This window comes from Cyclobacterium sp. SOCE241 (assembly GCF_056867545.1).
Genome location: NZ_CP149779.1, coordinates 1,448,023 through 1,460,340, shown reverse-complemented (window position 1 = coordinate 1,460,340; position 12,318 = coordinate 1,448,023). Strand labels below are relative to the sequence as shown.

Annotated in this window: 11 protein-coding genes and 3 pseudogenes; 4 read left to right on the top strand and 10 right to left on the bottom strand. The window is 37.4% G+C overall.

Annotated features, from left to right (window positions below):
- Positions 1–79 precede the first annotated feature (79 nt).
- Positions 80–694, bottom strand: coding sequence for a glutathione peroxidase (locus tag WG932_RS07185; RefSeq protein WP_149392912.1), 615 nt, complete (start codon positions 692–694; stop codon positions 80–82).
- 2 nt (positions 695–696) lie between these two features.
- Positions 697–2,485: pseudogene (argS, locus tag WG932_RS07180) on the bottom strand (arginine--tRNA ligase).
- A 751-nt stretch (positions 2,486–3,236) separates the two neighbouring features.
- Here argS and WG932_RS07175 point away from each other — a divergent pair.
- The 4 genes from WG932_RS07175 to WG932_RS07160 all read left to right on the top strand — a co-directional run bounded on the left by WG932_RS07175 (position 3,237) and on the right by WG932_RS07160 (position 5,870).
- The gene (locus WG932_RS07175) at positions 3,237–3,515 is read left to right on the top strand and encodes a hypothetical protein (protein ID WP_483087468.1); all 279 of its coding nucleotides are present in this window, start codon (positions 3,237–3,239) and stop codon (positions 3,513–3,515) included.
- Positions 3,512–4,174, top strand: coding sequence for a hypothetical protein (locus WG932_RS07170; protein ID WP_483087467.1), 663 nt, complete (start codon positions 3,512–3,514; stop codon positions 4,172–4,174). Before WG932_RS07175 ends, WG932_RS07170 begins: the two co-directional genes overlap by 4 nt.
- A 251-nt stretch (positions 4,175–4,425) precedes the next feature.
- Positions 4,426–5,139, top strand: a complete 714-nt coding sequence (locus WG932_RS07165; RefSeq protein WP_483087466.1) for a DUF1003 domain-containing protein — start codon at positions 4,426–4,428, stop codon at positions 5,137–5,139.
- Positions 5,140–5,534: 395 nt separating this feature from the next.
- The gene (locus WG932_RS07160; RefSeq protein WP_483087465.1) at positions 5,535–5,870 is read left to right on the top strand and encodes a hypothetical protein; all 336 of its coding nucleotides are present in this window, start codon (positions 5,535–5,537) and stop codon (positions 5,868–5,870) included.
- A gap of 103 nt (positions 5,871–5,973) precedes the next feature.
- Here the strand turns inward: WG932_RS07160 and WG932_RS07155 are convergent, their stop codons facing one another.
- From WG932_RS07155 to WG932_RS07120, 8 genes and pseudogenes are all read right to left on the bottom strand, one after another.
- Positions 5,974–6,567: a DUF6807 family protein gene (locus tag WG932_RS07155; protein ID WP_483087464.1), complete on the bottom strand. Its 594-nt coding sequence runs from the start codon at positions 6,565–6,567 to the stop codon at positions 5,974–5,976.
- Positions 6,513–6,920, bottom strand: a complete 408-nt coding sequence (locus tag WG932_RS07150; RefSeq protein WP_483087463.1) for a DUF6807 family protein — start codon at positions 6,918–6,920, stop codon at positions 6,513–6,515. The genes WG932_RS07155 and WG932_RS07150 overlap by 55 nt, the downstream gene beginning before the upstream one ends.
- A gap of 349 nt (positions 6,921–7,269) precedes the next feature.
- A pseudogene (locus WG932_RS07145) lies at positions 7,270–8,236 on the bottom strand (transketolase family protein).
- A gap of 33 nt (positions 8,237–8,269) precedes the next feature.
- Positions 8,270–9,054, bottom strand: a pseudogene (locus WG932_RS07140) (transketolase).
- A gap of 75 nt (positions 9,055–9,129) precedes the next feature.
- Positions 9,130–9,579, bottom strand: coding sequence for a thioredoxin-dependent thiol peroxidase (gene bcp, locus WG932_RS07135; protein WP_014022581.1), 450 nt, complete (start codon positions 9,577–9,579; stop codon positions 9,130–9,132).
- 54 nt (positions 9,580–9,633) lie between these two features.
- On the bottom strand, positions 9,634–10,131 hold the full coding sequence (locus WG932_RS07130; protein ID WP_483087462.1) for a hypothetical protein: 498 nt from the start codon (positions 10,129–10,131) through the stop codon (positions 9,634–9,636).
- Entirely contained in the window at positions 10,122–11,501 is a 1,380-nt protein-coding gene (locus tag WG932_RS07125; RefSeq protein ID WP_483087461.1) for a M23 family metallopeptidase, read from the bottom strand. Before WG932_RS07125 ends, WG932_RS07130 begins: the two co-directional genes overlap by 10 nt.
- On the bottom strand, positions 11,488–12,099 hold the full coding sequence (locus WG932_RS07120) for a fumarylacetoacetate hydrolase family protein (protein ID WP_483087460.1): 612 nt from the start codon (positions 12,097–12,099) through the stop codon (positions 11,488–11,490). Before WG932_RS07120 ends, WG932_RS07125 begins: the two co-directional genes overlap by 14 nt.
- Between the last annotated feature and the right edge of the window lie 219 nt (positions 12,100–12,318).

The following is a 12,318-nucleotide window of genomic DNA, read 5'->3' as shown; positions in this document are numbered from 1 at the left end:
TTTGCTATAGTAAAGGATCCAATCAAGTTTCTTAGCAACTTATCTGGATGTTTTCAATGATAATGAATATATGGAGTATTCAAGAGTCTTCTGCTTCAATTAATTCAATGATCTCCTTATCCATTGGCTTAACTTTTGAAGGAAAGAACTTTACCAATTCTCCATTTTCATTGATAAAGTATTTGCAAAAATTCCAAGAAGGCTCTTCATTGTTCCAACCATTTAATTTTTTGTCTGAAAGCCACCTGTACAGAGGATGTTTGTCTACTCCTTTAACAGAAATTTTTTCAAATATGGGAAATGAGATGCCATAATTTTCTGAACAGAAAGATTTGATATCTGCACTTGTGCCGGGTTCTTGGCCTCCAAAGTTATTTGCCGGAAAAGCTAAAATAGTGATTTTGTCTTTATAGGTTTCATACAAGTCCTGTAAGGCTGCGTATTGAGGGGTATAACCACATTTAGATGCTACATTTACAATCAACAATTTTTTCCCTTTATAGGTAGAAAGCTTTACAGGTTTACCGTCAATATCATTTAGTGTAAAATCATAGATACTATTGTTCTCCGCCACAGATCCTAAGCTGTAATTTTTCACATTGTTTGCTTTTACGGAAAGGTATGGTCTTGTATTTCCCATTGGAAAGGGAAAGGCAATCACTGAAATAGCGAAGGCTAAGAAAACTGATTTCATCGTTACATTTTTTGTGGAACATCAATGCCTAATAACTTCATTCCTGCACTAATTGTTTTTGCAACTTGTGCAGACAAGGATACCCTAAAGGCCTGTACTTCATTTTTTGTTTCACTAAATATAGGTAGTTCTGCATAAAATCTGTTGTATTCTTTGGCTAAATCAAATAAATACTGGGCAATTACAGCAGGTGACAACTCCTCTGCTGCCAAAGCAATTTTCTTTGAATAGTCTGAAAGCATAAATACCAATTGATTTTCTACCGCTTCTAGGGTTTTCAGACCCTCAAAATTATTGCTTTTGTAATCCAACCCAATTTGGTCTGCTTTTCTCAATATGGCTGCTATTCTGGCATGGGTATATTGAATGAATGGCCCGGTATTTCCTTGAAATTCTATGGATTCTTGAGGGTTAAATAGCATTCTCTTTTTGGGATCCACTTTTAATAAAAAGTATTTGATGGCGCCAAGGCCTAGCATTTCATATAGCTTTTCAGCCTCCTCCTTCGAGAATCCATCTATTTTTCCTAGCTCTTGAGTATGCGTTCGAGCAGTATCCACCATTTCCTGGATCAAATCATCAGCATCTACAACTGTCCCTTCTCTGGACTTCATCTTTCCGGAAGGTAAATCTACCATGCCATAGGAAAGGTGGTGTAAGTTGTTGGCATACGGACGCTCTAATAATTGCATGATTTTAAACAAAACTTCAAAATGATAATCTTGTTCATTGCCAACTACATATACAGATTTGTCTATACCATGATCCTTGAACTTAAGGTCTGCAGTTCCCATGTCTTGAGTCATGTATACTGAAGTTCCATCAGCTCTTAATACCAGTTTTTCGTCTAAACCTTGATCGCTCAAATCAGCCCATACAGACCCGTTTTCTTTTTGAAGAAAACTTTTTTCTCTAAACCTTCGGATACAATATCTTTTCCAAGTAAGTAAGTGTCGGATTCATAATAATATTGGTCAAAAGACACTTGCATTTTTTTGTAAGTTTCATTAAAACCATCATAAACCCAATTGTTTAATTTTTTCCAAAGGTTGACTGTTTCTTCATCTCCCTGTTCCCATTTGACCAACAAATCCTGCGCTTCTTTCATCCATGGGGCTTCTTTTTTGGCTTCATCAGCTGTCATTCCCTTTGCCACAAGCTCTTCCATTTGCTTTTTATAGGCTTTGTCAAACAATACATAGTATTTGCCTACCAAGTGATCACCTTTCATTCCGGCCATCTCCGGGGTTTCTTCATTGCCTAATTTTTGGTAAGCCACCATGGATTTACAGATATGAATGCCTCGGTCATTTACCAGGTTGGTCTTGATTACCTCATATCCATATGCACTGAGGATGTTAGAAACAGAAAAACCTAGAAAATTATTTCTTAAATGCCCTAAATGAAGTGGCTTGTTGGTATTGGGCGAACTGTATTCTACCATTACCTTCTGATTTCTTGGCTCAAAATGGCCGGGAGTCTTTTCTTCCATCAATTTAGACAAGAGTTCGATCCAGAAAGCAGATGAAAGACTGATATTTAGAAAGCCTTTTACAACATTAAAATCAGCAACCGATGGGTGGTTATCTTTTAAAAAATTACCGATTTTTCTCCGGATTGTTCCGGAGAACTTTTGGTGACTCTCAGGAAAGGGAAAAGCACAAAAGTATAACTACCTTCAAATTCTTTTCTGGTAGCTTGAAGGCTTAGGTTTTCACTTTCTACCTTATGATTAAATAGTTGTTCAAAGGCCTCTGCTATTGTCTTTAAAATGCTTTCTTGAATATCCATATTGTCAATTACTTCCTAATTATAGAGGCGCAAATATAAGGTTTTCCTTTCAAAGAGGAGAGAGCTAGACCTAAATTATATGAGAAGGAGCTTGGACAGTAGCTTCTTGTATTAACGGAAATGAAACAATAGCGTAAGTGGAGGAAATGTTATTTCTTTTACCTAAAGTCCATGTATCTGATAACCAGCAGATTCCCAAATCGATTCTTCCTAATGTGTAAATTTTCTAAGTGATGCCAATTCATTTTATTGGATTATGAGACTTGAAATAGGATTTACTAAGCACTTCTTAAGAATTATGTGGGTGAAAAATAAATTATTAGTAACAACCCACAACTATTAGACTAAGTATTTCGTAATACAATGCGATTACCTTTACCTAACTAAATAAGTAATAAAATTCATAAAGTTTAACATAGGTCTTTTATATGAAACACAGTCTCTTATTGCTCTTTTTTATTTCCGGGATTTCTACTGCTTTTGCGCAATTTGAAAAAGGAGATCGGTATGTTGGGGGATTTTGGTTTCTCCATCAATACCAGTGAAAACTCAAACCCAGGCCGTTCCACCTATCTTGCTATAAACCTCAGTCCAAATTTGGGTTACTTTATTAGTGACTTATCTGTCCTAGGTATCAATCCTCAGGTTAATTTTTATTGGAATAAAAACATTACATCAAATAACGAAAAAATTAGTTCTAATACAGTTTCAGGAGGTATAGGCTTGTTTTTCAGAAGATATTTTCCGGTGGTTGATAATTTTTACTTTTTTAGAACCCAAAGCCACCTATAATTCATCCTTTGATGAGGAAAGTAAGCCCAGATCATTTGGATTGTCTCTATCCCCAGGCGCATCCTATAAAATTAGCCCCAAATGGATGGTAGAAGCTGCTTTGGGAGGGCTGGTTTATCATAAGTCTTATAATTCTTCAGGGGCAAATCAGGGTTATGATGATTCCCGATTTGCCTTTGATTTAATCACCTCCAATAGTATAGGGATCGTTTATTTCATTAATCAAAAAGACCAATGAAAAAGTTCTTAATCCTTTTTGTTTGTTTGGGGATTTATTCCGTGTGTCAAGAGGTAAATGCTCAGATTTCGCAAGGAAATCAATCTGTGGGCTTGGAATTTGGATGGAGTGATAGGTCCGTAGATTTATTTGATGAAGGGACTCAACAGGATAATTACTTTATTTTAATGCCTAGTTATTCCTATTTTATAAAAGATCGACTCAGTGTCATAGGTGGTGGGAGCTTTTATAAAAGGAATAATAAAAGGATCAACCAAAACCCCAATTCTTCTGGATGGGAAAGAAAAGAATTGCTGGTTTTTGTAGGGGTGAGAAAATACATTGAAATCAGCCCCAAATTATTTATGCTAGCTACCTATGGATTAGAGTATTTATGGACTGATAATTTAGTCGAATCAGTTGTTCCCCATGAAGAGTGGTTATATTCTTCCCAACAAAAAATAAATCAACTGGGCCTTTTTGGGAACTTGGGATTGGCCTATTTCCCAAGTGAAAAATTTAGCTTTGAATTAATATTTATAGAGGGGCAATTTTTTAAGGTTTATAATAAACATATATGGGGTGGCCAATATAACAGCAACTATCAGAACAATGGTTGGGGTTTTGAAGTGGATGGTTTTCTGGACCAGCCAAGCCTTGCCGTAAGGTATTATTTTTAATTCGAGGAATATAGCAAGCCTTTAGTTTAGCGAAAGTAGCATTTTCCTTTTTGGGAAAGGTCTTATTGTGTTCATAATCCTATGAAGGAAGGAACAATGGCATTTACTCCAAGATAGAAATAGACTGTTATTATAAATATACCAATGCTTATTTTGGTCTATTGATGGAAATCCATAAATTGATTTTATACTCGTATTATGCATTAGAGTTTAAATATGGCGTAACGAGGGTGTTTTAAACCTATTCTAAAATGAACAAAAGCCATTTATCAAAAAAGAAATCAAGAGGGGAAGTAGTCAATGGGAATGAAATCCGAGACGGAATTTTTGAATTTATTAAATCTCAATACCCTGATTTTTCCAGAGAAAGCAATATTTCAATTGGAGAGCTAAATAAATACCGGCGGTTGTATTTAACCAAACTGATCGAGCAAGAAAAAGGTGATTTAGCGGCTATTGATAAGGATATTATGGATGCTGTTCGTAACAATTCCATACTTTCTGAAAACTTACAAGATGGCATCGATACCGCTGTAACTTTAGGTCAAAGGATGGCGGATAAAATCGCTTCTTTCGGAGGGAGTTGGACCTTTATTATTGCTTTCTTTTCATTCCTGACTCTGTGGATCGTTGCAAACATTTGGTTGCTAGCCAGCAATACTTTTGATCCCTATCCATTTATATTGTTGAATTTAATGCTTTCCTGTATTGCTGCTATACAGGCCCCGATTATTATGATGAGCCAAAACCGGCAGGGACATAAGGACAGGCAGAGGGCTAAGCTTGATTACAAAATCAACCTTAAGTCAGAACTTGAAATCCAACTGCTGAATGAGAAAATTGATCATCTATTGGTTCATCAAAATAAGAAAATGCTTGAAGTCCAGGAAGTGCAAATGGATTATTTAGAGGACTTGATGAAGGAATTAAAAACAGCAAATCAGGTCAAAGGAAATAGTAAGTGAAGCTGTTAAACTTATGCGAACAATCATAAACCCTTCTTTTCTCAATTTTTATATCATTTTTCAGCTTATTTCCGATAATAACAGAATTATTTACACTATTCAAATTAAAAATATACTTTTTATATAAGAAAACAACCTTTTGTGTAATTATGTGTAAATTGTTAATGTTATTTACAGTTTGTGGTTTTGGCTCTACATATTCCATAAGATTCATTTAAAAATCGTTTCAGTTATTTTTTAAAAAATATGGCTTATTTCAACTTTAACGTGGGTTTTAAATAAAATATGATCTTATAATATTTATTTGGCATTAGTTTTGGCTAAGAATAGTTGTAAATGATACATGAATAGTATTGTTTATTTAACTATTATTATAAACCATAAATATCCAAATTATGAAAAAGTTAATTTTAAGTATCGCCGCAATGACTGTTTTTGCTTTTGCTAATGCCGGTACAGCCATAGTTCCGGTTTCGCAAGAATGGTACCAAGAGACAACCAAAATCGATCCTGAAAGTCTTCCTGATAAAGTTAAGGAGGCCATTCAAAATGATCTTGAGTTGAAAGACCTGAAAATTTCAGAAGCGCATCAAGTGACAGAAGAGGGTAGTGTTAATTATCTGGTGAAATTTGCATCCACTACACCCGGTGAAGAGATCAAAAAGAAATTTGATGCTATGGGTAAGGAAATATTAAAAATGAAAGCCCCATTGGAACCGGTCAACAAGTAATGATTTAAAAAAATCAATTATATCTAACCTAATTACAATAAAAGCAGAGGTCATTGACTTCTGCTTTTTTAATTTCTCCTATAGTTAACCAATATCTCCTTACTTAATTACCCGTGTTTTGGTTTCTAAATATTCTGTACTGATTGTTAATTTCCCTAATAGACATCCCTTGGTGAACAAGTAATTGGTTTCTGAAGTGCAAGGGTTCTTTTTTATTTAGTAAAAGAGGCTCTCTACCTGGAAAAGCCATGTTCTGCATGCTGTTTCTTTTTCTAAGAATCCAACCTTGATAGGAGGGGAGTTTATCGGGTTCACCCATGATCACCACTCCAGGGTCATTAGGTTCTTTTGATGTGATATTGATCCAGTCACCTGCAGAGACGGGTAAATTGTTCGGAGTTACCTCACCATTTTCATCATAAAAACCTACCGTTTCTGATAATTTTAATCTGGGAGAGAATCCTCCATAACCTTTTGCATCCTCTGATCCACCTATGCGTACACCGGAAACAAGCGGTTTTAGGGTGATGTCAAAAGTGATTTTATAAGATTGATTTCCAATAGGCTGGTAAGTAATGGTTGTATTTTCTTCAATAATTTTCTTTTTTGAAACTTTATTAGCCTTCCATATTACCTTGACAGCTATGGTGGCTGAATTATTTGGATGAATATCTGTGTGGACTTTTTTACAACCCATTCAACACCATCACTAATCCAGGGATCTCCAATTCTCAAATCATTAACCCATAGTTGGTGCCAGGTCCAAAAAATTCCTCTGTGATGTAAATGGTCATCAGGGAAGTCTTCTGTTACAATCTCCCCCTTAGTGTCAAAGACAGGGTGAAGGTAGTTGGCCCTTGGATATTCTCCGTCTAGGCTAATCATGTCCTTTTGGTAAAACAACCTAGGTTTTCCGTCTGAAAGCAATAATACCCCATCCTCTTTTTCTTCAAAAGTCAGGATTTGAGCGGAAGCAGTGATTACTTTGGCAAATACAAATATTGTTGTTAAAAGGATAAGTGCTCTTGGTTTAAAAGATAGGGGTTTCATTTGAGTAGAAATTGGTTAGTTGTATATAAAAGTAAATGATAAGCTTGGGCTAACCAAGTGTCTATTTTATAAGTGGCTGAAGAAAGTTATATTGTTTGGGAATGTTTCGAAATATACAATTTACTTTCTATCACATGGTGAAATCTCTAAAAAGCTTGGTTTTCCTGCAATAACAACATTCCCTTAGCAAGCTCAAGACATGCATTGGTGCTTTAGTTTTTCTATCTGAGTGTTAGCGGTTTGAATGTTTTCCAATAGGGCATTCACCTTTTGAAGCAATCAGTTCAGCTTAAACAAAAAAAGCGGGGAAAATTCCAAGTTTTCCCCGCTTCAATTTTGTAAGAACAATTTATTTTCTTGAAATAGCTCTTTTTGCTGCTTCAACAATATTCTTGGCATTCAATCCATATTTTTCTAATAATTCTTCAGGCTTTCCTGACTCACCAAAAGAATCGTCTACACCTATGAACTCTAATGGAGCAGGTTGATTTCTAACAAGGGTTTGGGCAATACTGTCATTCAAACCACCGTTGAATTGATGTTCTTCTGCACTCACTGCACAACCTGTTTTCGCTACGGAAGCCAAAATAGCTTCTGTGTCCAAAGGTTTGATGGTGTGGATGTTGATAAGTTCCACTGAGATGCCTTCAGCTCTAAGTATAGCTTCTGCTTCCACTGCCTCCCAAACAAGATGTCCGGTAGCAAAGATGGTTACATCTGTACCTTCAATCATTTTCCAGGCTTTTCCAATTTCAAATTCCTGATCTTCGGGGTAAAAATTGGCCATTTTGGCCTCCCAAATCTCAAATAGACAGGGCCTTCATGTTCAGCTATGGCGATGGTTGCTGCTTTGGTTTGGTTGTAATCACAAGGGTTGATGACAGTCATATGGGGAAGCATTTTCATCATGCCCACATCTTCCAAGATTTGGTGGGTTGCTCCATCTTCACCAAGTGTAAGACCGGCATGAGAAGCACAGATCTTTACATTTTTATCGGAATATGCCACAGACTGTCTGATTTGATCATAAACACGTCCCGTGGAAAAGTTGGCAAATGTTCCGGTAAAAGGGATTTTTCCTCCTATAGTTAGTCCTGCAGCGGCACCAATCATGTTGGCTTCTGAAATACCCATTTGAAAGAATCGTTCAGGGAATTCCTTTTGGAAAGCCCCCATTTTCAATGAGCCAATAAGGTCTGCACAAAGTGCAACTACATTTTCATTCCTTTTACCGGCCTCAAGTAGGCCATCACCAAATCCGGATCTGGTGTCCTTTTTTCGGTGTAAGTATATTTTGTATCCAATTTATTTTCCATTATTCAAAATTTATAGATCTGTTATCACCGAAATCAATAATCTCCTAGTGTTTCTTTCAACTGGCCAAGGGCATTTTCAAGCTGCTCATCATTCGGAGCTACACCATGCCATTTGTGGGTTCCGGCCATGAAATCTACCCCGTAGCCCATATCGGTGTGCAATAGGTTTAACACAGGTTTGCCATTACCTAGCAAACTTTTGGCTTTTTCCAGTCCTTCGATCACACTTGCCATATCGTTTCCTTTCTCGGTTACGATGACTTCCCAACCGAAAGCTTCCCATTTGGCTTTTAGATCTCCTAAATTCATGATGTCCTTGGTTGGGCCATCTATTTGCTGACCATTAAGGTCTATGGTTGCAATGATATTGTCCAACTTATGATGAGGAGCACTTAATGCAGCTTCCCAAATCTGCCCTTCTTGTTGCTCACCATCGCCCATAAGGACATAGACATTTTTGTCATCTTTGTTGATTTTTTGGCCAAGGCTGCCCCAATGGCAACTGATAAACCTTGTCCCAACGAACCTGAAGCTACTCGGATACCAGGTAAGCCTTCTTCTGTAGCCGGGTGACCTTGCAACCTGCTATTTAATTTCCTGAAAGTCTTCAGTTCACTTGTATTGAAATAACCGCTTCTGGCTAAAACACTGTACCATACTGGGGAAATGTGTCCATTTGATAGGAAAAATAGATCTTCACCGGTTCCATCAAGGTCAAAATCCGGATTGTTGGTCATTTGGTCAAAATACAGGGCGACGAAAAACTCAGTACAGCCCAAAGATGCTCCCGGATGACCTGACTGACAGGCATGCACCATTCGTAAAATATCTCTTCTTACCTGGGAGCCAATTGCTTCTAATTGTTCAGTTGATTTTTTTCCATTGATTTGGAATTATTTAATAATTTGATTGGTGTGTTCCTTTGTTTTAACTTTTGAAATAATTTCTTCAATTACTCCCTTCTCATCAATAATGAATGTGGTTCTGGCGGTTCCCATGTATTTTCTACCATACATGTTTTTCTCCACCCAAGTACCATACTTTTCATGGACGCTTTTGTCCTCATCCGCGATCAATGGAAATGGTAAATCGAATTTCTCAATAAACTTTTTATGAGATTTCTCCGCATCTGAACTTATCCCTAAGACTACATAGCCGGCTTTTTGAAGACTTTCATAATTGTCTCTCAAGTTACAGGCCTGGGCTGTGCATCCGGGGGTGTTGTCTTTGGGATAAAAGTATAAAACAACTTTTTTACCTCTAAAATCGGACAACTTGATAGGGTTCCCATCTTGGTCCTTGGACTCAAATTCAGGTGCCGTTTGGCCTACTTCTAATGACATAGTTGTGGCTTTATTGTTTGATTATTAATTTAAGGGCTTAAATATCGGAATAAATTAAATCTTTCCATTATAAATGGCCTCGTTATTTGCTCGATCTCTTACTTTTAAGACTACTTCGCCTTTTAAAGTGGTTCCGGGGAGTGGTGCAGACCAAATTACTGCTTGTTTGTGTTCGTACTTCATCTGAGTCCATCTTCCATCTACCCAAGCTTCAAAATCCTTAATTCCCGATAAATTGTCCTTTATTACAAACCTTATTTCTCTTCCATTGATCCGAGTGGGACGAATAGAAGGTGGAATAGAATCGGTAGCCAATACAAAATCACCCAAAACCCGGGTGTTGAAATTGATAAAAGGCCCTTCCCATTTTCCACCTAGAAAGTTTCGGTGTCCATTTCTATACAATTGGTACATATGGGTTTTTGATTGGTCTCCCATAAAATCACCCATATTTGCTTTCACAGAAATCGATTGCCAAAGGTAATCAAACTGATCGTTTAAACTCAAGCCTTTCATCCCTTTGTCTTCAAAAGTATTGACCCTTAAATACAAGTCTTCAAGAAGGCTTTCTTCCTCAAAAGAATTTTCACCATTCCATTGTCAATAAGCGTTTCTTTTTCCGCAGGAATTTTGGCTATTACTTTCGGGAAAATGGTTTCGGAACATAGGTTAATGGAGTCGGGAATACCCAAGGCCATGTCCCAAAGGTAAGTTCGTTTATTTTTCCCTGCATAAGCATAAGGCAATTCCATACTTAGCCCATGAACATGAACTTGAGCCAGATCACCGGCACTTGCTTCACTGCTGTTTATTACTAAAACATTCTCTAAATATTCTATTTGTTGATTACCGGAAGTATAATTCGTACCATCCAGGGTTGTGGGTGCCAATTCTCCTAAAAAATCAATTTTAAGTTTGGATGCATTGGCATAGGCATCCAGAAGTTGGACCGTAATAGACTTCTCTTCTCCCGGTAAAGCGGAAATAGCCCCACTTAATACACTGTCCGGTTCATAAAATGAAAACTTGTTGTTGGGTTTTTTGTACAATCGAGTATATCGGTTCCGGTAGGTATGCAATAGAATATGTCGTCCTATGTTGAAATCTATTTCATTCACTTCGGCTCTAAATATTCTGTTTTCAGCATCATAGATTTCAAAGATTGGGAAACCGTTTCTATTGTACATCTCATCCAACTGGTCATATGCAAGGATTTCTATGCCCACCTTTCCGGAAATGTTAATGGTTGGTTGTACTTGAAAAGCACCGGAACTGTAAATCAAAGAGAATTCTTGCCTGCGATACATGCCATTTACTCTACTTTCGGGAGTCAAAGGACTGATGGCCACCCTTCGTACGATGGGGGAGGTGTTATCCACGATTTCCCTGAATCCGGCGTGTAAAGGGTCAATGGCCCGATTGAGGGAATCGCGGATTTCAAAATGCAGGTGTGGTCCACCTGAAGATCCTGTATTTCCGGAATAAGCAATGGTGTCCCCTTGGGATATGGGCAAGTCGCCAGGTTTAGGATTGTATTCCAATTCATTTTCTCGGGCTTCATAGATTTTCTGTTGCATGAATTCCGCGATCGGAGAGGCAAAATCTTTCAGGTGGGCATAAACGGTGCTTGTACCGTTGGGGTGTTTGAGGTAAAGTACGTTGCCATAGCCAAAAGAGGAGACCTTGATTTTAGCAACATATCCATCGGCTGAAGCGTGCACAGGTAACCCTTGTCTGCCTTCCGTTTTGATGTCAAGTCCGGTATGAAAATGATTGCTCCTTATTTCGCTCATATTGCCAGCAAGGAAGTTTTGCTGGTCGGGTTTGATGGGAAATAGGTAATATTCTTTCTGAGTTTGAGAGAGAAAGACAAGGGCAATGCATACGAATAGTAAAGTGTATAGGCCTTTATTTAATTTCAAAATCCAGCAATTTTTCATCTTCCACATAAGCCTCCAACCTGTCACCAATATTAACTTTGCCCACACCTGCAGGTGTACCGGTATAGATCAAGTCACCGGTTTTAAGGGTGAAAAATTGGGATATATAAGCGATAATTACATCAAAAGAAAAGAGTAGAAGGGAAGTGTTACCAGTTTGGCGACGTTCCCCGTTGATGTCAAGGTGAAAGTTGATATTGGAAATATCTGGAAAATCGCTGATCGGTTTAAACTGACCTAATGGGGCAGAGCCATTAAAAGCCTTGGCAATTTCCCATGGAAGGCCTTTTTCTTTGCACTTTTGCTGCAAATCTCTGGCAGTAAAGTCTATGCCAATTCCAATTTCGTTGTAATACTTGTGGGCAAACTGCTGTTGAATGTATTTGCCTTCCTTATTTATTTTTAGGACCAATTCCACTTCATGATGAATATTGTCGGAATATTCCGGATGATAAAAAGGGGCATTGTCTTTTAGCAAAGCCGTGTCCGGTTTCATAAATACAACAGGTGAATCAGGTCTTTCGTTGTTAAGTTCTTCTATATGTGCCGCATAATTTCGGCCTATGGCAATTATTTTCATCTTCAAAGAAATAATAGTATGGCTTGCAAAGAAAGGAATTCTAGGTCGATTTTAAAAGAGGCTTTATTTAATCGGGGAAAAGTTTAGAAATTGTTTTAGAATTTATCCTACTGGCTTAAAATCAATTAGCCCTCGTTTCCGGCTAAAGCGATAAAAAAGTCCCCTTTTTTCTTGTTTTGGTTTTGTTAAATTGAAGAATATTGGTTTATATTTGCATCA